At 50.2% G+C, this 22,416-nt stretch carries 18 protein-coding genes; 11 read left to right on the top strand and 7 right to left on the bottom strand.

Annotated elements, in window-relative coordinates:
• Positions 1-3 precede the first annotated feature (3 nt).
• The gene (locus M979_RS05995) at positions 4-945 is read right to left on the bottom strand and encodes a D-ribose ABC transporter substrate-binding protein (RefSeq protein ID WP_034455672.1); all 942 of its coding nucleotides are present in this window, start codon (positions 943-945) and stop codon (positions 4-6) included.
• 211 nt (positions 946-1,156) lie between these two features.
• Between M979_RS05995 and M979_RS06000 the strand changes: the two genes are divergently transcribed.
• The 3 genes from M979_RS06000 to yncE all read left to right on the top strand — a co-directional run bounded on the left by M979_RS06000 (position 1,157) and on the right by yncE (position 4,925).
• Positions 1,157-2,101 (top strand): sugar-binding transcriptional regulator, encoded by a 945-nt coding sequence (locus M979_RS06000; protein ID WP_034455671.1) that lies wholly within the window; start codon positions 1,157-1,159, stop codon positions 2,099-2,101.
• A gap of 214 nt (positions 2,102-2,315) precedes the next feature.
• Positions 2,316-3,755 (top strand): aldehyde dehydrogenase, encoded by a 1,440-nt coding sequence (gene aldA / locus M979_RS06005; protein ID WP_064554109.1) that lies wholly within the window; start codon positions 2,316-2,318, stop codon positions 3,753-3,755.
• 108 nt (positions 3,756-3,863) lie between these two features.
• Positions 3,864-4,925 (top strand): 7-bladed beta-propeller protein YncE, encoded by a 1,062-nt coding sequence (gene yncE / locus M979_RS06010; RefSeq protein ID WP_064554110.1) that lies wholly within the window; start codon positions 3,864-3,866, stop codon positions 4,923-4,925.
• Positions 4,926-5,022: 97 nt separating this feature from the next.
• Here the strand turns inward: yncE and paeX are convergent, their stop codons facing one another.
• Both paeX and nifJ read right to left on the bottom strand, forming a co-directional pair.
• Complete coding sequence (gene paeX / locus M979_RS06015; protein ID WP_064554111.1) at positions 5,023-5,967, bottom strand: pectin acetylesterase PaeX; 945 nt, start codon at positions 5,965-5,967, stop codon at positions 5,023-5,025.
• Positions 5,968-6,150: 183 nt separating this feature from the next.
• Positions 6,151-9,681: a pyruvate:ferredoxin (flavodoxin) oxidoreductase gene (gene nifJ, locus M979_RS06020; protein ID WP_064554112.1), complete on the bottom strand. Its 3,531-nt coding sequence runs from the start codon at positions 9,679-9,681 to the stop codon at positions 6,151-6,153.
• 292 nt (positions 9,682-9,973) lie between these two features.
• Here nifJ and M979_RS06025 point away from each other — a divergent pair, with 292 nt between their 5' ends.
• Complete coding sequence (locus M979_RS06025) at positions 9,974-10,240, top strand: putative hemolysin (protein WP_034455667.1); 267 nt, start codon at positions 9,974-9,976, stop codon at positions 10,238-10,240.
• 5 nt (positions 10,241-10,245) lie between these two features.
• On the opposite strand, the gene hslJ is transcribed toward M979_RS06025, so the two are convergent.
• Positions 10,246-10,671 carry a heat shock protein HslJ gene (hslJ, locus tag M979_RS06030; protein WP_034455666.1) on the bottom strand — a complete coding sequence of 142 codons (426 nt, stop codon included), beginning with the start codon at positions 10,669-10,671 and terminating at the stop codon, positions 10,246-10,248.
• A gap of 190 nt (positions 10,672-10,861) precedes the next feature.
• A complete protein-coding gene (locus M979_RS06035; RefSeq protein WP_034455665.1) occupies positions 10,862-11,851 on the bottom strand; it encodes a 2-hydroxyacid dehydrogenase in 990 nt (329 codons plus the stop codon).
• 222 nt (positions 11,852-12,073) lie between these two features.
• On the opposite strand from M979_RS06035, the gene M979_RS06040 reads away from it, so the two are divergent.
• From M979_RS06040 to M979_RS06065, 6 genes are all read left to right on the top strand, one after another.
• Positions 12,074-14,716, top strand: coding sequence for a YdbH family protein (locus M979_RS06040; protein ID WP_064554113.1), 2,643 nt, complete (start codon positions 12,074-12,076; stop codon positions 14,714-14,716).
• Complete coding sequence (locus M979_RS06045; RefSeq protein WP_034455663.1) at positions 14,713-14,913, top strand: YnbE family lipoprotein; 201 nt, start codon at positions 14,713-14,715, stop codon at positions 14,911-14,913. The genes M979_RS06040 and M979_RS06045 overlap by 4 nt, the downstream gene beginning before the upstream one ends.
• A gap of 5 nt (positions 14,914-14,918) precedes the next feature.
• Complete coding sequence (locus M979_RS06050; RefSeq protein ID WP_064554114.1) at positions 14,919-15,242, top strand: YdbL family probable chaperone protein; 324 nt, start codon at positions 14,919-14,921, stop codon at positions 15,240-15,242.
• A gap of 187 nt (positions 15,243-15,429) precedes the next feature.
• Positions 15,430-15,729, top strand: coding sequence for a hypothetical protein (locus M979_RS06055; protein WP_064554115.1), 300 nt, complete (start codon positions 15,430-15,432; stop codon positions 15,727-15,729).
• A 625-nt stretch (positions 15,730-16,354) separates the two neighbouring features.
• Positions 16,355-17,740, top strand: coding sequence for a diaminobutyrate--2-oxoglutarate transaminase (locus M979_RS06060; protein ID WP_034455659.1), 1,386 nt, complete (start codon positions 16,355-16,357; stop codon positions 17,738-17,740).
• 18 nt (positions 17,741-17,758) lie between these two features.
• On the top strand, positions 17,759-19,231 hold the full coding sequence (locus M979_RS06065) for a pyridoxal phosphate-dependent decarboxylase family protein (protein ID WP_064554149.1): 1,473 nt from the start codon (positions 17,759-17,761) through the stop codon (positions 19,229-19,231).
• Positions 19,232-19,311: 80 nt separating this feature from the next.
• Here M979_RS06065 and M979_RS06070 read toward each other — a convergent pair whose 3' ends face one another.
• Positions 19,312-20,649 carry an aminotransferase-like domain-containing protein gene (locus M979_RS06070; RefSeq protein WP_064554116.1) on the bottom strand — a complete coding sequence of 446 codons (1,338 nt, stop codon included), beginning with the start codon at positions 20,647-20,649 and terminating at the stop codon, positions 19,312-19,314.
• Between the two features lie 77 nt (positions 20,650-20,726).
• Between M979_RS06070 and M979_RS06075 the strand changes: the two genes are divergently transcribed.
• On the top strand, positions 20,727-21,644 hold the full coding sequence (locus M979_RS06075; protein ID WP_064554117.1) for a DMT family transporter: 918 nt from the start codon (positions 20,727-20,729) through the stop codon (positions 21,642-21,644).
• Positions 21,645-21,710: 66 nt separating this feature from the next.
• On the opposite strand, the gene azoR is transcribed toward M979_RS06075, so the two are convergent.
• Positions 21,711-22,316 (bottom strand): FMN-dependent NADH-azoreductase, encoded by a 606-nt coding sequence (gene azoR / locus M979_RS06080; protein WP_034455656.1) that lies wholly within the window; start codon positions 22,314-22,316, stop codon positions 21,711-21,713.
• Positions 22,317-22,416 lie beyond the last annotated feature (100 nt).

A 22,416-nucleotide genomic window follows, 5' to 3' on the forward strand; every position in this document is an offset into this window, starting at 1 on the left:
GGACTACTTAGCCAGCTTGAAGGTTTTCAGCTGATTGGCATTGCTATCGTCAATTAATACGCAGTCCATCAACTGTTTTTCCTGTAGCTGTGGTTTGCCGTTTTTCAGGAAATAATCCGCTTGTACCACCGCCATTTGCGCTTGCTCCCAACCTGGTTGCAGCACGGTGGCTTTGATATTGCTCCTGGCGATAATCGAGTCGCGTACGTAGTCACTGCCGTCAAACCCGACCACGATGACATTGGTCTTGCCTGCGGCTTTTAACGCAGCTTCTGCACCCAGCGCCATGGTGTCGTTACCAGAAATCACACCGACGATGTCAGGCTGGGTTTGTAAGATGGATTCCATGCGGGTGAAGGCTTCGGTTTGGCTCCAGTTTGCGGTTTGCTGTGCCACCATTTTCATATCCGGGTAGTCGTCGAGAATGTCGTGATAGCCCTGCGAGCGCACGTGGGCGTTGGTGTCTGACTGGCGGCCCAGCAATTCAACATACTTACCTTTACCGTTAAGCAATTTGGCAAATTTCTCGGCACCCAACTGCGCACCTTGATAGTTATTGGAAACAATCTGCGCCACGGCGACACCCGTTTTGTTGATTTCACGGTCAATAAGGAATGTAGGGACTCCAGCTGCTTTGGCTTTTTCTAATGGGCCGACGGTGGCATCTGCTCCTGCGTTATCCAGGATGATGGCTTTTGCTTTGCGGGCAATAGCGGTTTCAATCAGTTGGTTTTGTTTATTTACATCATCATCATGCGACGCGACCAGCGTGGTGTAACCCAACTCTTTGGCCTTGGCCATCGCGCCATCAGCTTCGGCTTTAAAGAATGGGTTGTCATGAGATGGGGTAATGATGGCAATCAGCCCATTATCGGCGGCATACAGGTTGACAGAGGAAGCAAGAAGAGCGGCAACGAGTGAGGTCTTAAGTAAGGTAACTTTCATTTTTATCTCCACATTGAATATATATTCAAGCATGATTTATTATTCAATGTAACGATAGGCCTGTGATTAGAATCTGTCCATGCGGAATTGAGTAAAATGATAAAAAGGCGAAAGCGATCACAAATTGTACGATTAAGCATCAAAAGGAATGCTGTCTTGTTATTTATGCAAGCTTGAATAAAAATACAAAGGAGAGAATCAGGAGGCGCTAATGTCAAAGCAGGATGAACAACGTTTGTTGGTCAAGATTGCGACGCTCTACTTTGTCGAAGGGATGAAGCAGTCAGAAATCGCCGGGTTATTGCACCTGTCGCAATCATTTGTCTCACGCGCTATTACACGCTGCCAGAAAGAGGGCGTGGTAAAAATCAGTGTTATCCAGCCCGCCAATATTTTCCTGTCACTCGAGCAAGCGCTGGAGAAAAAATACGGTATTCGCCAGGCAATTGTGGTGGATGTCGATGAGTCTGCACCCGCCGCGCAAATCAAACATGCGATTGGCAGTGCGGCAGCACACTATGTTGAAACGCGTTTGCGGCCAAACGACCTGGTGGGGATCTCTTCCTGGAGTTCGACCATTCGCGCAATGGTCGACGAACTGCACCCGCAAAGCATTAAAGCGCGCGGGGTGATTCAACTGCTCGGTGGCGTGGGTCCGAACGGCAACGTGCAGGCGACAATTCTGACGCAAAACCTGGCGGCGCAACTCGACTGCCCAGCCTGGCTGCTGCCGTCGCAAAGTATTGAGCACTCCGTTGAAGAGCGCGCCAAACTGGTCGCCAGTGACGATGTGGCTGAAGTGGTGAAAAAGTTCGCCGAAGTTGACGTGGCGATTCTCGGTATTGGAGAGCTTGAACCGTCCCAACTACTGAAAAATTCGGGCAACTATTATGGCGAAGCGATGCTCAAAACCCTCGCCGAGCGTGGAGCTGTGGGGGATATCTGCCTGCATTATTTCAATGCCCAGGGCGAGCCAGTATTAAGCAAAGAAGAAGACCCGGTTATTGGCATGGAACTAAGCCAGGTCCGCGACTGCCCGCATGTGGTGGCGCTTGCAGGTGGAAGTGACAAAGCTAATGCGATTCGCGGTGCGCTTCATGGTGGCTACATTGATGTGCTGATCACCGACTACCCTACGGCCTGCCAACTGCTGTAATTCTCCCATAATGACCGTTTTCTGATGAAGATGTCTAAAACGGTCATTTTTCCCTTCCTCCGTGACAACCTAACGGCTTCTTTCCCATTGTTTTTATTGAGAGCCATCACAGTTCATAACCATTTTGCCCGAATGACTGTTTTTGATATCTAAAGTGTTTACATGAATTTTACATAAGCGAAACATAAAAACAGCAAGCGCAGAGGAGCCGATCATGACAGCACCTGTACAACACCCGATGTATATTGATGGTCAATTTGTTCAATGGCAGGGCGAACAGTGGATTGATGTGATCAATCCGGCTACTGAAGAGTTGATTTCGCGCATTCCTGACGGGGATGCAAAGCACGCCTGTGATGCGATTAATGCTGCGGCAAATGCGCAGGCCGGTTGGGAAGCCTTGCCCGCGATTGAGCGTGCTGGCTGGTTGCGCAAAATTTCTGCCGGGATTCGTGAACGAGCAAAAGCCATCAGCGCATTGATTGTTGCCGAAGGTGGGAAAACTCAGCAATTGGCTGAAGTGGAAGTGGCTTTCACTGCGGATTATCTCGATTACATGTCGGAGTGGGCGCGTCGTTATGAAGGTGAAATTCTGCAAAGTGACCGACCTGGCGAAAACATTCTGGTGTTCAAACGTGCGCTTGGCGTCACCACCGGGATTTTACCGTGGAATTTCCCGTTCTTCCTGATTGCCCGCAAACTCGCGCCAGCGCTGATTACCGGTAATACCATTGTTATCAAACCCAGCGAATTTACGCCAAACAATGCCATCGCTTTTGCACAAATTGTCCATGATATCGGGCTACCAAAAGGAGTGTTCAACCTGGTGCTGGGTCGTGGCGAGACTGTTGGGCAGGAGTTGGTGAGCAACCCGAAAGTGGCGATGGTCAGCATGACCGGAAGCGTGGGCGCGGGTGAGAAAATCATGGCAGCGGCGTCTAAAAACATCACCAAAGTGTGCCTCGAACTGGGCGGTAAAGCGCCTGCCATTGTGATGGACGATGCAGACCTTGATATCGCGGTGAAAGCGATCGTTGATTCACGCATGATCAACACCGGGCAGGTGTGCAACTGCGCGGAGCGCGTGTATGTGCAAAAAGGTATTTACGACGAATTTATCACCCGTCTGAGCGAAGCGTTTAAGCAGGTGAGTTTTGGTAATACTGGCGAACGCAATGATGTGTCGATGGGGCCACTAATTAATGCGGCAGCGCTTGAACGCGTCGAACAGAAAGTGGCGCGTGCAGTGAGTGACGGTGCGCGTGTTGTGCTGGGTGGCAAAGCGCCTGAAGGAAAAGGGTACTTCTACCCGCCAACGCTGCTGGTGGATGTGCGCCAGGATATGGCGATTATGCATGATGAAACCTTCGGCCCGGTGCTACCAGTCACCACGTTTGACACACTTGAGCAAGCGCTTGAGATGGCCAACGACAGCGATTACGGCCTGACATCTTCAGTTTACACACGTGATTTAAATGTCGCGATGAAGGCAATTAAGGGCCTAAAGTTTGGCGAAACCTACATCAACCGTGAAAACTTTGAAGCGATGCAGGGCTTCCATGCCGGCTGGCGTAAATCGGGTATTGGCGGTGCCGATGGTCGCCATGGTTTGAATGAATATCTGCAAACCCAGGTGGTCTATTTGCAAGTGTAATGATTTACTTTCTCATTTATAAATGATAATAATTATCAACAGTTATTTAAACCTTTAGCTAACGTCCTGTTAGCTAAAGGTATTCACCTGCTGTTGATAAGGATATTTATGTCTGCTTTACCACAAACCCGCCTGCGTGCTTTGCCTGCTTTAGTGCTTACCAGCTTGCTGTTTTCCAGTTCACTGTTTGCCGACACCTCGTTTACGGTTGAAAGAAAACCGGTTGGCAAAGGAGTGTATGAAATGGCCTATAGCGCGGACCAATCCGCACTCTATGTTGCCACTTCCCAAAGCCGAAAAACGGATAAAGGCGGGGTAGTTTACCGCCTTGACCCGGCAACCCTCGAAGTGACTCAGGCGATTCATAACAACCTGAAGCCTTTCGGTGTAGCCTTTAACAAAACCACGGGCACATTGTTCCTGGGCAATACCACCAGCAGCGCGGTGACGGCCATCAACAGCAAGACGGGTGATGTGATTAAGTCACTGGTGGTGGATGAGACAAAGCGCACTGAAACTACTCGTCCGTTAATGCCGCGCCAGTTAGTGGTTAACGAAGCCACCAACACTCTGTATATGGGCGGATTGGGTGAGTCCAGCGTGCTGTGGGTGATTGATGGAGCAACATTGACGCTTCGGGATACCATTAAAGATCTCGGTAAAATGGCGACGGGCCTGGCGATTGATGAGAAATCCTCGCGTATTTATATGACCAATGCTGACAACGAATTTATTGTTATCGACAGCAAAACCAACAAGGTTATCTCGCGCACGAAACTGGAGACAGAAGGCGAGCATTTCTATCTGAATATCGCGCTGGATAGCGCAAACAACCGTGCATTTGTCAGCGATTCGAAGTCACCGCAACTGTTGGTTGTTGATACCAATACCAGCAAAGTGCTGAACAAAGTGGATGTGCCGCTGGGTCTGGATGTGTTGTTTAACCCGACGCGCAACGAAGTCTATGTGACTCATCGCAAAGCCGGGAAAGTTAGCGTAGTTGATGCGAAAAGCTACAAAGTGCTGGAGACTATCGATACGCCAGCACTGCCAAATAGCCTGGCGCTTTCACCAGACGGGCAACAGCTGTTTGTCAGCGTGAAACAACCGGGAACTCGTGAAAAAGAGCCGACCAGCCCGGACGATGTTGTGCGTATCAGCTTTAAGTAATCGTCATACTTCGAGTTGCCGCCTGGCTGCAACTCGAAGTATTTAGAGTCATTACGCGTGGTGTTTTGTCGTTTGTTTAGCAAAACACCAGAACGCTTTATTTAGGAGAAGCGGGCAAAGCTTCAATCCAGTTTATCAGCAACTCTGGCCAGCTGGCAGCGGGCAAACCGACTGCGCCACGAATCCCAAAACCATGTTTACCCTCCTGGAAAAGATGTATTTCCACCGGCACGTGCTGGGCGCGCAAGGCCGAGAACATGGCAAGACTGTTATCTACCGGGACGGAAGGGTCATCCACCGCATGAACGATAAACGTAGGCGGCGTCTGGTCCGTCACATTCTGCTCCGGTGAGTATTTCTTTATCTGCTCAGGAGTGGGTTTCTCGCCAATCAAGGCTTTGCGCGAGCCCGGATGCGCGATACTTTCCTGCATGCTAATCACCGGATACATAAGCGCCAAAAAGTCGGGGCGCGCACTGGTTTTATCTACCTCATCGCTTGCCGGATAAACAGATTCTTCATTGCGCGTAGCAAGGCTTGCAGCGACATGGCCTCCTGCCGAGAAACCCAGAATACCAATACGATGCGGATCGATTTTCCACTTGTTGGCATCGGTTCTTAGGGTTCGAATGGCCCGCTGAGCATCAGCCAATGGTGCATCTGAACCTTCCACATGCCCATTTGCTGGCATACGGTAGGTCATCACAAACAGGGTATATCCTTTAGCGTTGAAAATGGGAGCAAGGTCGCTACCTTCTTTATCCAGCACTACGCGCTGATAAGAGCCGCCAGGGGTGACTAATATCGCAACCCCATTGGGTTTTTCCGGTAAATATGCGGTGATGGTTGGTGTGCGAATACCTGTTACCGCGCGGTCCGCAAGCCCGCTGTCCTTACGCCTGTCGACAGTTTCTTGCTGCACAGGGCTCGTTTTAGCACCTGGCGCTTCGCCCTGTGGCCAGACAGAAAATTCAGGTAGTGCCAGAGCGGCACTACTCATAGACAGCAGGATTGAAGTAGCAAGCAGAGAGCGACCTAACATAGCCTTTCCTTTTTTGAATAATTAACGCAGATATAACATGTTGTTAATGTCAAAAAGGCGAGGCGGTGCTCATTTATGAATCAGATTGGTAATTTTATTGAAATAATGTTTTGAAAATAGAGCTGCGCCCATCTTGCCAGTTATAGCGAAGATGAGCGTAGTCCTTGAGGCTAATCTGTGGGGTTACTCGCTATCTGCTTTTTCCGCTTTACCTGCCATCTGGGCCAGGAAGTCGTAGCGTTTTTGCAAATCTACGGCGGCATCTTTCCACAACTGTTCGGCAACTTCTGGCTGTTGCGCGTTCAGGCGGCGGAAACGTTGCTCCTTCATTAACGTATCGGCCAGAGCATCCGAAGGTGGGCGGGAGTCCAGCGCCAGCGGAAGTTTACCTTCATCAGCACGACGCGGATCGAAGCGATAAAGCGGCCAGAAGCCAGTCGCAGTGAGCTGGCGCATCTGATCGTGGCTAAGCGCCAGATCATAACCATGCTCTTCACATGGGCTGTAGGCGATAATCAGCGATGGGCCCGGATAAGCTTCCGCTTCCTGAATCGCTTTCACCGTCTGGTTGAGCTGTGCGCCAAGTGAAATTTGCGCCACATAAACATGCCCGTACATCATCATGCTGACGCCGAGATCCTTACGTGCTTTACGCTTGCCGTGTTCGCCAAACTTAGTCACTGCACCCAGTGGTGTCGCTTTTGACGCCTGGCCGCCGGTGTTGGAGTAACACTGCGTGTCGAGAACCAGAATATTGACGTTTTCAGTCAGGCTTAACACATGATCCAGCCCGCCAAAACCAATGTCATACGCCCAGCCGTCGCCGCCAATCAGCCAGATAGATTTTTCGACCATCGCGTCAGCGTCGGTGATGAGCTGGCGCGCGTCCGGGTCGTCGATATCCGCCAGATGTTTGCGCAGTTCGATAACTTGCTCGCGACGCACTTCAGGCGTGGCTTCGGCATGGAGTTGTTCGTTCAGCTCCGCAGGTAGTTTATCGGCAAATTTGCCGACCAGGCGCATCACGCGGGCGCGGTGCTGGTCGACCGTTAGACGGAAGCCGAGCCCAAATTCGGCGTTATCTTCGAACAATGAGTTTGCCCAGGCTGGCCCGCGACCATTTGCATCGGTGGTGTACGGCGTGGAAGGCAAGTTACCGCCATAAATTGACGAACAACCGGTGGCGTTAGCAATCAGCATGCGGTCGCCATAAAGTTGGGTCAGCAGTTTGATATACGGTGTTTCGCCGCAGCCGGAACAGGCGCCGGAGTATTCGAACAGCGGCGTCAGCAACTGCGAAGTACGAATATCAATGCGCTCAAGGCTGGTGCGGTCCATTTCCGGCAGTTTGAGGAAGAAATCGTAATTCTCTTTTTCTTCTTCAACGTGCTCAAGGCGCGACATCATATTGATTGCCTTGATTTCCGGGTTCTGGCGATCTTTCGCCGGGCAAACTTCCACGCACAGATTGCAGCCGGTGCAATCTTCTGGCGCGACTTGCAAGACGTATTTTTGTCCACGCATATCGCGGGATTTCACATCCAGCGACTGCAATGCAGCAGGGGCGTTTTCCATCGCTTCTGGCTGCACAACTTTAGCGCGGATTGCCGAGTGCGGGCAGGCAGCAACGCAGTGGTTACACTGGGTACAGATGTCCGGTTTCCAGATAGGAATTTCTTCGGCGATGTTGCGTTTTTCCCACTGCGTGGTGCCCATCGGCCAGGTACCGTCCGGCGGGAGCGCAGAAACGGGGAGCGCATCACCAAGGCCTGCGAGCATCGCGGCGGTAACGGTTTTAACGAAATCAGGTGCGGCGTCGGACACCACCGGTGGGCGCATTGGGCTGGTTTCGTTGACTTCTTGCAGTGCTACTTCCGCCAGCAGTTCTCGGGATAATGCCAGCGCCTGCCAGTTACGCTCCACTAGCTCCTGACCTTTGCTACTGTAGCTTTTTGCAATCGCACCTTGCAGTTCTGCCAGTGCGCTATCGCCCGGCAGAATATTGGTGAGATGGAAAAATGCCATCTGCATCACGGTGTTGATACGCGCACCAAGCTGGCATTCACGGGCGATTTTCGCTGCATTAACCACAAAGAAGCGCGCTTTTTTCTGGTTCAGTACCGCCTGAACTTCTTGTGGCAGGCGATGCCATACTTCGTCCGCGCCGTAAGGCGTGTTGAGCAGGAAAATACCGCCTGGTTTGAGGCGTTCGGCCATTTGATATTTGTCGATAAACTGCAACTGGTGGCAGCCGACAAAATCAGCGCGGTCAATAAGGTAGGTTGAGTTAATCGGCTGTTCACTGACACGCAGGTGGGAAACCGTCAGACCGCCTGCTTTTTTGGAGTCATAAACGAAATAACCCTGAGTGAAGAACGGTGTCGAGTTACCGATGATTTTGATGTTGTTTTTGGTGGCGGACACGCTGCCGTCACTGCCAAGACCATAGAATAGCGCTTCAAGTTTGGCGCGGTTCGGCAGGGTATTTTCCGGCAATGGCAGAGACAGGTTGGTTACGTCATCGTAGATGCCAACGGTAAAGCGGGGGCGCGGTTTGGCCTGCGAGAGTTCGTTAAATACCGCCAGCACACAATCCGGGCCAAACTCTTTGGACGAAAGGCCATAACGCCCGCCAATTACGCGTGGCAACGTTTCACGTTCGCCACGGTTAAACGCTTCGGCAAGGGAGGTCATGACATCGAGATAGAGCGGTTCTGCCAGCGAACCGGGTTCTTTGGTGCGGTCAAGCACGGCAATCTGGCGGGCACTTTCTGGCAACACTTCTAATAAATGGTCGGCGGAGAAAGGACGGAACAGGCGAACTTTCAGCACGCCGACTTTCTCGCCGCGTGTCAGTAATTCGTCGACAACTTCTTCACACGTTCCGATAGCTGAGCCCATCAGGATAATCACGCGTTCGGCTTGCGGGTGGCCGTAGTACTCAAACGGGCGATACTGGCGGCCCGTGGCGGCGGCAAAGTTGTCCATCGCCTGTTCGACGTGCTCGTACACCGCGTCGTACCACAGGTTGCTGGCCTCGCGGGACTGGAAATAGGTGTCCGGGTTAGCGGAAGTGCCGCGAATTACCGGGTGCTCTGGATTCAGCGCGCGGGCGCGGTGCTCATCTATCTCTTTTTGCGGCAACAGTTCCAGAATGGTGCTGTCTGCCAGTGGGGCGATTTTATTGATTTCATGTGATGTGCGGAAACCATCAAAGAAATGAATAAACGGCACGCGACTCTTTAGGGTTGCGATATGCGAAATCAGCGCGAAGTCTTGTGCTTCCTGAACGCTGCTGGCACACAGCATGGCACAACCGGTCTGGCGAATTGCCATCACATCCGAATGGTCGCCAAAAATTGAGAGCGCATGGGTGGCGACAGTGCGTGCCGCAACATGCAGCACAAACGGCGTTAATTGCCCGGCCAGTTTGTAGAGCGTTGGGATCATCAGCAGCAAACCCTGCGATGAAGTAAACGAAGTGGAAAGGGCACCGGTTTGCAGCGCGCCGTGAACCGCAGCAATCGCACCCGCTTCTGACTGCATTTCTACTACGCGTGGCGTATCGCCCCAAATATTTTTACGGCCATCCCCGGACCATGCATCAGCCAGTTCAGCCATGGTTGAGCTAGGGGTTATCGGGTAGATGGCGATGACTTCACTGGCGCGAAACGCCACTGACGCGACCGCACCATTGCCGTCGATTGTGATCATGGAGACACCCTTACATTGCGCAATAATATGAATACGAAAAAGCCCACATGACAACGGCGAGCCGAAGAATAATCTTTTAATTCTAGCAAAGCCCACAGAAGGTGATTTTCGCTTTTGTGTCCTGCGTTGAACCTTGATTGAGGTCGTGAAAAGGGTTGGGTGGTTATGTTTTGCGCAATAAAGTGATCTGCATTGCAAAATCACACACATTTTATGGCTTTACGGCCTCGACGTAACGCAACGCCTGCGCTTATGATTCCTAGGTTTTGCAACGTTCAGGGGGAGAAGAGTAATGCGCGCTGCGTTTTTAGCGGGATTTGCCGCACTGTTATTGTCGGCATGTAGTAGTGAACCACCTCAACAAGCCACTGCAGCTCACGTACCGCCTGGTATGCGTGCAGCAATGTCAAATCAAGGGCAGGCGAGTTGTGCAATGATTGGTGGGACGTTAAGTGTTGCTCGTCAGCTTGATGGTTCGGCAATCGGTATGTGCGCGATGCCAAACGGCAAACGCTGTAGTGAAAATGCGCTTGCCGCCGGAACGTGTGGAGCGTACTAGCTTAATCAGTTGACCAGATCGGCCAGTTTATAAACTAAAGTATGCTGGCTGGTTTTGAGCGTCAGCTGTTGCGCAGCTAAGTCAACTTTTGCACCCGTGGTCAGCATGTCGTTAATCATGTGATCCAGCCCATTAAGCTGCGGTTCCGCACACATCATCATGGTCATTCCCAGACCTTTGGCTTTCAGGGTATCGCCTTCAAGTGTTGCCTGACCCATAAAGCGGTTACACATGCTGCCCGCAATGTGCATGTTCTCACCGAAACTCAGTTCCGGCATGCGATCAATCCCGGTTAACGGCTTGCCATCAACACTTTGCAGAACATAGCGGTGGTGTTGCAGGTCTTGTGTGGTCACTGTCGATTTATCGCCTGATTGCGCGCAACCGGCCAGTACCATTGCAGCCAGAGCTAAAGAAGCTAATTTTTTCATTTCTTGTCCTTAAGTTATTCGTTTCATCAATGAGTTGGTGCCAACTTTGGCAAAAAGCGGGGCGTGATTCTTTAAGGATAATCTTAAAACGAGTGTTGAATCCATTTCGTTATAGATGTCGCTAACGCTAACCCAATCGACATAACTCCAGGTGTAGGGCGTATTAGCGCAGCGACATCCGCCACAAAGATTAACTCACCTGATTAACACAAGGCTCGCCGTTCTCTAATTGACGTAAGTTTTCCAGCGTCGTTTCGGAAATGCTGGTTAACGCTTCCGCAGTCAGGAATGCCTGGTGGCCGGTAAACAGTACGTTATGGCAGGCTGACAGGCGACGGAATACATCATCCTGAATGACATCGTTAGATTTATCTTCAAAGAACAGATCACGTTCGTTCTCATACACATCCATACCTAACGCACCGATTTTTTGATTTTTCAGTGCATCAATCGCGGCTTGTGAATCAATCAAAGCGCCACGGCTGGTGTTGATAATCATCACACCATCTTTCATCTGTTCAAATGCGGCCCGGTTAAGTAAATGATAGTTCTCAGGCGTCAGCGGGCAGTGCAGTGAAATAACGTCTGATTGTGCAAACAGCGTTGGCAAATCGACATATTCCACACCCAGTTCAAGTGCTGCAGCACTTGGGTACGGATCGAACGCCAGTAAGCGCATGCCGAAGCCTTTCAAAATTCTCAGTGCGGCGATACCTATCTTACCAGTACCAATCACACCGGCGGTTTTGCCATACATGGTGAAGCCCGTCAGCCCTTCAAGAGAGAAGTTCGCATCACGGGTACGCTGATAAGCGCGGTGAATACGACGGTTCAGGCACATCATCATGCCGAGGGCATGTTCTGCTACGGCTTCTGGTGAATAAGCTGGAACTCGTACTACTGGCAGGCCTAACTCTTTAGCAGCGTCAAGATCGACGTTGTTAAAGCCCGCGCAGCGCAATGCGATGAATTTCACACCGTGCTTTTTGAGCTCTTCGAGAACAGGGCGGCTACCGTCGTCATTAACGAAGATACAAACACCATCGCAACCATGAGCCGTTTTGGCTGTTTTTTCGGTTAGTAGGAAGTCGAAAAATTCAAGATCAAAGCCGTATTCATTGTTAACCTGCTCCAGATACTTTTTGTCGTACTGTTTTGTGCTGTACACTGCCAGTTTCATGAGACTTATCTCCAGAATGATATTGGTGTAAAATTATCACGCTTAAAATATTCTTACAAATATTAAAATTTATTTTTAAGCATGAAATTCTGCCGCTAACTCAAGGTTGGCTACGCTTATACCAGGTACGACCTTCACGCCCGGTCCAAATAATGCAAGAATAATCGCATATGTTGTGTAGATGGGCACATAATTGTCGCAGAATCAGGATATTAACCACCCATGAAGGGTAAATATAAAGCCATTATTGCGTTGGTGCTGATACTCATTCTGCTACCGTTAACGCTTCTGATGACTATAGCCCATTGGCTGCCAACGCTTGCCGGTATCTGGCTGCCGCAAGGGACACGCATCGCCATGGAAGCCAGCCCACGTTTTACGCGCGGTGCGATAATCGTTCCTGATTTGCATTATCTTGCCGGGGATTGCGAACTGGCGACGATAAAAGATGCCACTCTTAGCCACCCCAAACGCTGGCGCATTCATCTTGATACGCTCAATCTTAACGTTGATTGCCTGAGCAAAATCCCTCTCGACGAATCAGGCCCAGCTGCACCGCGTACTTTGGCCGAATGGCAATCACTGTTGCCTGAAAGCCTGCTTACTATAGATAAGGTCAATGTAACACCCTTTCAACAGTTCTCCGGTGGTTTACGTTTGATGCTAACGCCGCAACAGCAAACGGTTCACTACAAAGGCCCATCGCTCAGCGTTGATGCGCAGTTAAACGGTCAAATACTCAATCTGCAAAAGTTAAAAATTCAGGCTTTTGCTGGTATGGACCCGCTGGAACTTGTCGGCACCATTACCTTACCTCCGCTTACCGATAAACTGCCTGAACAGGGCCATCTGGCGACAAAATTACGCATTCCACAAGAGCCTAATCTTATCGATGTCGTTCTGAACTGGCACGATGATCAGGGTTCATTTTCACTGAAGAACCCAGCTGCGCCTGAACCATTGATGACGCTTCCATGGACCATTAGTGAGAACATTTTTGAAGTCAATGGTGGGCAGTGGTTCTGGCCCTATGCGGGGTTCCCGCTGCGTGGCGGCATCGCTTTACGGGTTGATGACTGGAAGCAGGGGTTGGAAAAAGCCTTAATCAGCGGGCGTATGAACGTCATCACGCAGGGGAGTGCCGGGAAAGCCAACGCGGTGTTAAATATTGGCCCCGGTAAGCTCAGCATGATCAACAGCGCCTTACCGGTGCAATTAACCGGTGAAGCAAAACAAGATGGCATGGTGTTATACGCCGTACTGCCGGGTGAAATTAGCGGCGCGATTGCCGACCCACAATTAATGTTCCGACCAGGTGCACTGCTGCGTTCTCGAGGGCGTGCCATCGACTCTATCGATGTCGATGAAATTCGCTGGCCTCTGGCTGGAGTCAGCGTCACGCAACGCGGTGTTGATGGACGGTTGCAGGCAATAGTTCGCGCACATGAAAACCAGATGGGTAATTTCGTGCTGCATCTTGATGGTAAAGCGGATGACTTTTTGCCCGATGCGGGTTTGTGGCGGTGGAAGTATTGGGGCAAGGGTGAATTTACCCCGATGCAGGCGAAGTGGGATGTACGTGGGCACGGAGAGTGGCGCGACAGCGTGATTGAACTTAGCTCGCTTTCTACCGGATTTGACAAGCTTGAGTACGGCTCAATGCTGGTCACTGAACCGCGTTTGAAACTTGAGAGACCTCTTCACTGGCAGCGTGCGCAAACAGCTCCTGTTTTTGATGGCGCGTTTATCCTCAATGCGGGGGAAACGACTTTCAGCGGTGGCAGTACATTACCGCCGTCAACATTAACGTTTAGTGTGACGGGCGAAGACCCTTCTTCCTTCCAGTATAAAGGTGACCTGCATGCGGGGAGTATTGGCCCTGTACGCGTGAATGGTCGCTGGGACGGTGTGCGCCTGCGTGGTAATGCGTGGTGGCCACAGCAAGGTTTGACGGTATTCCAGTCGCTTATCCCCGCTGACTGGAAAATGACGTTAAAAGATGGCTCGCTCTATTCACAGGTGGCCTTTTCCGCAGCTGCAGGGCAGGGATTTGAGGCCGGTGGCCATGGCGTGGTGAAAAATGGCAGCGTCTGGTTGCCGGATAACCAAATTAATGGTGTTGATTTTGTATTGCCCTTCCGCTTTAGCCACAGTACCTGGCGATTAGGGACAGATGGCCCGGTCACATTGCGGATTGCCGACGTGAAAAATCAGTTCGCGGCGACAAATGTGACGGCCGATCTTGAAGGCTGGTATCCATGGAGTGAAAAGCAGCCGCTGATGCTCAGTAACGTTAATGTGGATCTTCTGGGTGGAAAATTACGTATGCAGCAATTGCGCATGCCACAACGCGATGCGGCCTTGCTACGCTTAGAGAATATCTCGTCGAGCGAATTGATTTCTGCGGTCAATCCCAAACAGTTCACTATGTCCGGGCGAGTGAACGGAGCGTTACCGCTGTGGCTTAACCATCCACAATGGATCATTAAAGATGGCTGGCTGACAAACCCTGGGCCACTGACATTGCGGTTGGATAAAGATATGGCTGATGCCATTGTTGAGAACAATATTGCTGCAGGTGTTGCGGTTAACTGGCTGCGTTATATGGAGATTTCTCATTCCTGGACAGATATCAATTTAGATAACCTTGGCGTGCTAACTTTGCGGGCGAATGTACAAGGCACAAGCCAGGTTGAAGGGAAAAGGAATGCGGTGCGGCTGAATTACAGCCATCAGGAAAACCTCTTTACGCTTTGGCGCAGCCTGCGTTTTGGGGACAATTTGCAAACCTGGCTTGAGCAACATACCGAATTACCGGATGTGCGTTGCCAGGCTCGCGATAAAGCTTGTGAGGAAACACAATGAAAATCGTCATCGCTATGCTCCTGGTGACAGGGATTGCAGGGTTAACGGGATGCACGCCGCGTATTGAAGTCGCGGCGCCAAAAGAACCTATCACCATTAATATGAACGTGAAAATCGAGCATGAAATTCATATTAAAGTAGATAAAGACGTTGAAACGTTGCTTAAAAACCGCAGCGACTTGTTTGGCCAGGAGTGAAGCTCATGAACAAAATCGTTAAGAGTGTTTTACTGGCATCCATCTTATTTAGCCACCAGGCATTGGCATTAACCCTGTCTGAAGCACGCCAGCAAGGGCGAGTGGGAGAGACACTAAGCGGTTATGTTGCGCCAATCAAACAAGATAAAGAGACACTGGCGTTGGTGAAAAGCATTAACGAAGCACGTGCGGAAAATTATCAGAAACTGGCAGATAGCAACAACATCTCAGCAAACCAGGTCGCAGAATTGGCTGGACAGAAGCTGGTGGCTCGAGCACAACCGGGTGAGTACGTGCGCGGTATTAACGGCCAATGGATGAAAAAATAACCCGGTGCGCAAGGCGCTGGGCTACACTGAAGTTGCTTTGATGACATGGATTGTACACGCATGTATTAGCCATACCGTTGTTCTGAAGCCCGCTCATTTACCTGTGCGTGAAATAGTATAAGGACAAAAAGCCACTTTTTATTCCGTACTATGGATACAACTATAGGTACTGGATGAGGAACAACTGATGAAAAAGATCATTTTGACCGTGGTGCTATCTCTGGTTACCACAGCGGCGTTCGCGCAATTAACGATGAATTCTGGATCAAGTAACACGAGCTCAGGCAGTTCATCAAGCAGCAGCCAGCAAACAGGCACCGTTGACTTGATCGGCAGTGATACGGTTGCCGGTCTTGGGGCTAGCGATACCGTGGCTGGTCTTAGTGGGACCGATTCGCAGACTATCAACCCAACATCTTCATCCTCGCCAATGCCGGCTTTTGGGCATACGGGCAATCTCAGGCAACCTGGTTCAATCCGCCATTAAGCAATAAGTAGAGCAGCTGCTGCATAGCATCAAACGGTTACCGACCAGGGTCTTACGAGAAAATGTGAATGCTGGATATAAACGTAAGGTTGTAACCGTCATGCATTTCAATGCTGCTCTCGTTTTGGCGCAATTTACGTATATTTATATAACATCTGGAATAAAAGCTTATTTTCTCAGCAGGTTAATTTAAAACCAGTGATTGGTTTTTATTCTATTTAAAATATTCACCTTATATTTTTTAAGTACATTCTCGATTAAGAAAACAGCCCCCTCATAAAGTGTCATATCCATCAGGTATGATTTACGTAACAGTGCCTGTTTGCATCTTAGAGCAGGAGTAGGGTTTTTGAATTATTCGGCTAAAAAATGCAAATAAGTGAAGTCAAAAACCACGCAAATGCAAATATTCAGCATAAATTGCTGCATTGTGAATAACGCACTGATTTTCATAAAATAAATACAAGATAAAAACATTAGGACAACATACAGATTTTCACAAAATAAAATATTGAGTAGAAAGTAAAAAGAACCTATATTGACGGCGTTTTTTACACACTGGTCAGTTTTTCGACATTCATTAATTCAACTGCCTTATTAACGAACCGGCAGCTGTGGGAGAGATATGATGACGGATAAAGTCCGTATTGATAGTTTAGGTGCTAATTCATTCAATGGTAACAATGAAACCTATTTGGCGCGTCAAGCTGAATTTGAATCGAATGTCAGAAGTTATCCACGTAAATTGCCTTTAGCAATTGCGCAGGCCAACGGTGTTTGGATCACTGATGTTGAGAATAATCAATATCTTGATTGCCTGGCCGGTGCGGGTACGCTTGCTCTTGGGCATAACCATCCTGACGTGCTGCAAAGCATCCAAAATGTCATTACCAGCGGCTTGCCGTTACATACACTGGATCTTACAACTCCGTTGAAAGATCAGTTCTCTGAATATCTTCTCTCTTTATTGCCAGGTCAGGGTAAAGAGTATTGCCTGCAATTCACCGGCCCATCTGGTGCGGATGCAGTTGAAGCTGCGCTGAAACTGGCTAAGAAAGTAACCGGTCGTTCAGGCATCATCAGCTTCTCCGGCGGCTATCACGGCATGACTCATGGCGCACTTTCCGTAACAGGTAACCTGTCACCGAAAGAAGCGGTTGATGGCATGATGCCGGAAGTTCAGTTTATGCCTTATCCGCACCTGTACCGCTGCCCGCTGGGTATTGGCGGCGAAGCTGGCGTTAAAGCATTAACTTACTACTTCGAAAACCTGATCAACGACGTTGAGAGTGGCGTGCGCAAACCTGCAGCGGTCATTCTGGAAGCGGTTCAGGGTGAAGGTGGTGTGAACCCGGCACCAAAAGAGTGGCTGCAGCGCATTCGTAAAGTCACCAAAGAACACGGCATTCTGCTGATCATTGATGAAGTTCAGGCTGGCTTCTGCCGTACCGGTAAATTGTTCGCCTTCGAACATGCGGGTATTGAGCCTGACATCATTGTTATGTCTAAAGCGGTTGGCGGTGGCTTGCCACTGGCTGTTCTGGGCATTAAGAAAGAGTTTGATGCATGGTCACCTGGCCACCACACCGGTACTTTCCGTGGTAACCAGCTGGCGATGGCAACCGGTCTGACTACGCTTAAGCATCTGACTGAAAACAAGATTGCTGACAAAGTTGCAGCGCAGGGCGAGTGGCTGAAAGGCAAACTGGCTGAACTGCAAAAACGTTACCCGGTTATTGGCCAGGTTCGTGGTCTGGGCTTAATGATCGGTATTGAGATCGTTAAACCAAACGAAGCCAAAGATCATATGGGTTGCTACCCGGCTGATGCTGAGTTGTCCGCATTGCTGCAGAAAAACTGCTTCAAAGCAGGGCTGATTCTGGAGCGTGGTGGCCGTAATGGCGTCGTGCTGCGTCTGCTACCATCTTTGCTTATCACTAATGATGAGCTGGCTATTTTCCTCGATAAGTTTGAGCAGGCGCTGTTAGCGGCTGGCATCAAGCCTGTCTGAGTGGAGTTAATGACCTCGATGTCTGAATTAAATCCTATCCTGGCAGGCTCAGCGCAAAGCACTGAAGCCTACCAGCAGGCCATTGCACAGACCAGCGCCGCTGTTGTGCAGTGGTTGCAGCAACCTGAGATGTATCAGGGTAAATCTGTTGCTGAACTGCGTGAACGTATTCAACTGGATTTTAATCCTCAGGGCCTGGGCAACCAGGTCGCTATTGAACGTGCGATCGAATACTTCTTAAAAGACAGCTTGTCGGTGCATCACCCACAGTGTGTCGCGCATTTGCATTGCCCAAGTCTGGTTATCAGCCAAGCTGCAGAAGTGTTGATCAACGCCACTAACCAGAGCATGGACTCATGGGACCAAAGCCCGTCAGCGACCATCATCGAGATGAAGCTGATTGAATGGCTGCGTGCTCAAGTGGGTTATCAGGCAGGCGATGCGGGCGTGTTCACCAGCGGTGGTACTCAGAGCAACCTGATGGGCCTGATGCTGGCTCGTGATGCGTTCTTCGCGCGCCAGGGCCACTCCATCCAGCAAGATGGTCTGGTCGGCAACCTGAAGAAGATTAAAGTTCTGTGTTCTGAAAACGCGCACTTCTCAGTGCAGAAGAACATGGCTTTAATGGGCCTCGGTTACCAGTCAGTGACGTTGGTGAAAACCGATAAATTCGCACGTATGGATATTAACGACCTGCGCGAGAAACTGGCACAGTCTCAGGCAAACGACGAGCAGATCCTGGCGATTGTTGCAACAGCGGGTACTACCGATGCTGGCGCAATTGATCCGCTGCGTGAAATCGCAACGCTTGCAGCAGAGCACCAGATTTGGGTGCATGTTGATGCAGCGTGGGGCGGTGCGTTGTTAATGTCTGAGAAATATCGCGACTATCTGGATGGCATTGAATTAGTGGACTCCATCACCCTGGACTTCCACAAACAATACTTCCAGACCATCAGTTGCGGTGCTTTCTTGCTGAAAGAAGCGCGCCACTATGAGTTGATGCGCTATCAGGCGGCTTATCTGAACTCTGAGTTCGATGAAGCTGCTGGCGTGCCAAACCTGGTGTCTAAATCTTTGCAGACAACTCGCCGTTTCGACGCACTGAAACTGTGGATGGGTCTGGAAGCGTTAGGTCAGAAGCAATATGCCGCGATCATCGATCATGGTGTGACGCTTGCACAAGAAGTTGCACAGTACGTTACTGAAGAGCCGTCTCTGGAACTGGTGATGAAACCGCAACTGGCGAGCGTTCTGTTCCGTTTCCGTCCTGAGCAAATGGCTTCTGCTAGCGACGCGGACATTGCACTGCTGAACCAAAAAATTGGTGATGCATTGCTGGACTCTGGTCGTGCAAACGTCGGTGTGACTGAGCATAACGGCGTAACTTGCCTGAAGCTGACGCTGTTAAATCCGACCGTTACGCTTGAGGATATTAAAGTCCTGCTGGCGTTGGTTGAGAAAACAGCACAACCGTTGCTGGTTGGCTAAATAAAGTCAATGGGCGGTGAATACCGCCCATTTATCTTTCCCCCGCATTACATCTTTCTCCTGTCTCCGACTTCTTTTTATTAGCTACGATATTGCTCATATTCAATGGTTTCACGCACCGTGTTCAACGCCTGATAAAGAAGGTCTTCACTGACTGATCCGAGTGCGATACGAATAGCGTGGGGAACATTTTGCGAAGTAGTGAAAGGCTCCGCAGTTGAGGTCGAAATATTTTTTTCCAGCAAGCTACGTACCACACTTTCTGCTCGCACTTCTTCAGCCAGCGGCAACCATAAAAAATAAGAGGCTGGATGACTGATATAGGGCAGTGGCTTCAACACTTCGCGCGCAATATTTTGGCGCCTTTGAGCATCTTCTCGCTTAAGTGATTCAAGTCTGTTGACCGTTCCATCACGTATCCAGCCACAAACTAATGATGTCATAAGGGAAGGCGTATTCCAGGTGGTTACCCTAATCGCGCGCTCCAGTAGCGTTCTGTATGGAGCAGGGCAGACAACCGCTCCTACACGCAAACCGGTCGCAATATTCTTCGAAAAACCTGTGACATAAATAGTCCGTTCTGGTGCAAAAAAGGCTAACGGTGGGGGCGGATTGCTGGCCAGAAAAGCGTAGGCCGCATCTTCAATTAACAGCAGATCATGTTCTCTGGCGATAGCGGCAATTTCTTTACGCTGATCGGAGTTGAGTACCCATCCCAGTGGATTATGCAGCGTGGGCATCGTGTAGACGGCGCGTACTCGTCTGCGCTGGCACAATGCCCGCAACGCGTTAAGATCTGGCCCCATCTCAGATACGGGAATTGCCTCCAGCTCAAGATTAAATGCCGCCGCTAGTGTCTTAAAACCGGAATAGGTTAGTGCATCTACGGCGATAACATCCCCTGGCTTAAAAAGCCCCATCACGGTGATGGCCAGACCATGCTGGGCGCCGTTAACAATAAGCACATCATCGGCACTCGCTGTTATCCCGGTATGGGCAAGATGCGATGCTATGGTTTCTCGATCGTTCAGGCGGCCGGCATGAGGCTGGTAGCGCAGTAATGCGGTCAGATCACCGGAAGTAGTGAGTTGGCGGAGTGCATCGCGCAACAGGTCCGTCTGTTCGGGTAGTGCGGGGTAGTTAAAGTTTAAATCCAATACATCGGACGCCACAATGTGCTGATCGATGCCCAGACCTGTGGGAAGAGAGATTTCCCGGACAAAAGTACCGCGTCCGGTTTCCCCGCTCACCAATCCCATGGATTCAAGTTCAGCATAAACACGTGTCGCCGTAGCCAGGGACACATGCTTTTCGCCAGATAGTGCCCGGTGTGTTGGTAGCCGGGTTCCAGCGGGTAGATCGCCGCAACGAATGGACGCGGCAAGTTCATCAACAATCGTTTTATATCGCGCTTTCACTGATTGTATCCATGACAATATTTTGATTGTCATGGATTGTGGCGGTTATCATGCGATCTGTCCATGAAAGAGTTGCCATGGCGTTCCCTTCGCGTACTGCTGAGATTGAGGTGAATGTGGTTGATAAAAAAAATGCAGGTTCATTATCTGGATGGTTAAACGGATTGATTGGCGTGGTTATCTTTAGTGGCTCCCTCCCGGCAACACGGGTGGCAGTGCAGGAGATCGATCCTTTGTTCCTCACCTTTATCCGTGCATCAATTGCCGGCATGTTAGCGCTGATATTGGTGCTGAGTTTCAGGGAACAATGTCCGAAGAGGTCTCAAATTGGCTCATTAGTGATTGTCGCATTGGGCGTGGTGATTGGTTTCCCATTATTGACAGCGATGGCCTTACAATCTGTCACCTCCGCGCATTCAATTGTTTTTCTGGGGCTTTTACCGCTGGCTACTGCCATCTTTGGTGTTATTCGCGGCGGCGAACGCCCACAGTTTGCGTTCTGGATATTCTCTATTATCGGTAGTTTGCTGGTGGTGGGTTTCGCCTTTTCCCAAAACGTTTCGATTTCGCAAACCGGTGATTTACTGATGTTGGCGGCAATTGTGGTGTGCGGACTTGGCTATGCCGAAGGGGCGAAACTCTCAAGGGAACTGGGTGGTTGGCAGGTTATCTGTTGGGCGCTGCTGATTTCACTTCCCTTTATGTTACTGGCCTCGTTTACCACTTTGCCCGTAACTCCTGGCAGCATTAGTCCTGAGTGCTGGTTTGCGCTCGGCTATGTCTCCGTGTTTAGCATGCTGATAGGTTTTATATTCTGGTACAAAGGGCTAGCGGTGGGCGGTATTGCCGCAGTGGGGCAATTACAACTACTGCAACCATTTTTTGGTCTGGCACTGGCTGCTACGTTACTTCATGAAACGGTGAGTGTGCTGATGGTGATCGTGACACTTGGTGTGATTGCTTGTGTCGTGGGTTCGCGTAAGTTTGCGAGATAGCTTTGTTACACCTGAAAAAAACGGCAAACCAGGGTTTGCCGTTTCAGAAACACGATAAATCAGATATTACGCGGTAACGATGCTATCAATTGCCGCTTTCGCATCAGTTTGAGCTTTAGTCGCTACTTCCGGTCCGTATGCAATACCTTCAGCGAACACATAGTTCACATCGGTAATCCCGATAAAGCCCAGGAAAATATTCAGATACGGAACCAGCAGATCGGTAGGGGTGTCTTTATGGATACCGCCACGGCTGGTCAGAACCACAGCACGTTTGCCGGTTACCAGGCCTTCCGGGCCTTTCTCGGTGTAACGGAAAGTCACGCCAGCACGGGCAACCAGGTCGAAATAGTTCTTCAACTGTGTTGGAATGTTGAAGTTGTACATTGGTGCGTTGATAACAATTACATCGTGAGCTTTCAGCTCGGCGATAAGCTCGTCAGACAGCGCCAAAGCTTCTTGCTGACGTGGTGACAGTGGCGCATCACTTGGGCGCAGCGCACCGACCAACTCGCCATCCAGAACTGGAATTGGGTTAGCAGCCAGATCACGCACGGTAATCTCATCTGCGCTATGCTCTTCACGCCATTGTTCAACAAAATAGTCGGACAGCTGATTTGACTGAGAGTAACCTGCCAGGATGCTGGACTTCAGAACTAATACTTTGCTCATGGGTGATTCCTTTGTTGTGTTCATTCGGGACAGATTGCCCGTTCGCTGTGAAGTACTTTATTCACAATCCGATTACAGTGATAGCGCAATATATCGAACT

This window comes from Buttiauxella noackiae ATCC 51607 (assembly GCF_001654865.1).
Lineage (GTDB): Bacteria > Pseudomonadota > Gammaproteobacteria > Enterobacterales > Enterobacteriaceae > Buttiauxella > Buttiauxella noackiae.

Excerpts from the sequence above, each read along its gene's own strand:
- M979_RS05995 (WP_034455672.1), bottom strand. The coding sequence starts at position 945 with ATGAAAGTTACCTTACTTAAGACCTCACTCGTTGCCGCTCTTCTTGCT.
- M979_RS06000 (WP_034455671.1), top strand. The coding sequence starts at position 1,157 with ATGTCAAAGCAGGATGAACAACGTTTGTTGGTCAAGATTGCGACGCTC.
- M979_RS06055 (WP_064554115.1), top strand. The coding sequence starts at position 15,430 with ATGAAAAAGATCATTTTGACCGTGGTGCTATCTCTGGTTACCACAGCG.
- yncE (WP_064554110.1), top strand. The coding sequence starts at position 3,864 with ATGTCTGCTTTACCACAAACCCGCCTGCGTGCTTTGCCTGCTTTAGTG.
- paeX (WP_064554111.1), bottom strand. The coding sequence starts at position 5,967 with ATGTTAGGTCGCTCTCTGCTTGCTACTTCAATCCTGCTGTCTATGAGT.
- M979_RS06060 (WP_034455659.1), top strand. The coding sequence starts at position 16,355 with ATGATGACGGATAAAGTCCGTATTGATAGTTTAGGTGCTAATTCATTC.
- hslJ (WP_034455666.1), bottom strand. The coding sequence starts at position 10,671 with ATGAAAAAATTAGCTTCTTTAGCTCTGGCTGCAATGGTACTGGCCGGT.
- M979_RS06045 (WP_034455663.1), top strand. The coding sequence starts at position 14,713 with ATGAAAATCGTCATCGCTATGCTCCTGGTGACAGGGATTGCAGGGTTA.
- aldA (WP_064554109.1), top strand. The coding sequence starts at position 2,316 with ATGACAGCACCTGTACAACACCCGATGTATATTGATGGTCAATTTGTT.
- M979_RS06040 (WP_064554113.1), top strand. The coding sequence starts at position 12,074 with ATGAAGGGTAAATATAAAGCCATTATTGCGTTGGTGCTGATACTCATT.
- M979_RS06025 (WP_034455667.1), top strand. The coding sequence starts at position 9,974 with ATGCGCGCTGCGTTTTTAGCGGGATTTGCCGCACTGTTATTGTCGGCA.
- M979_RS06065 (WP_064554149.1), top strand. The coding sequence starts at position 17,759 with ATGTCTGAATTAAATCCTATCCTGGCAGGCTCAGCGCAAAGCACTGAA.
- M979_RS06050 (WP_064554114.1), top strand. The coding sequence starts at position 14,919 with ATGAACAAAATCGTTAAGAGTGTTTTACTGGCATCCATCTTATTTAGC.
- azoR (WP_034455656.1), bottom strand. The coding sequence starts at position 22,316 with ATGAGCAAAGTATTAGTTCTGAAGTCCAGCATCCTGGCAGGTTACTCT.
- M979_RS06075 (WP_064554117.1), top strand. The coding sequence starts at position 20,727 with ATGGCGTTCCCTTCGCGTACTGCTGAGATTGAGGTGAATGTGGTTGAT.
- nifJ (WP_064554112.1), bottom strand. The coding sequence starts at position 9,681 with ATGATCACAATCGACGGCAATGGTGCGGTCGCGTCAGTGGCGTTTCGC.
- M979_RS06035 (WP_034455665.1), bottom strand. The coding sequence starts at position 11,851 with ATGAAACTGGCAGTGTACAGCACAAAACAGTACGACAAAAAGTATCTG.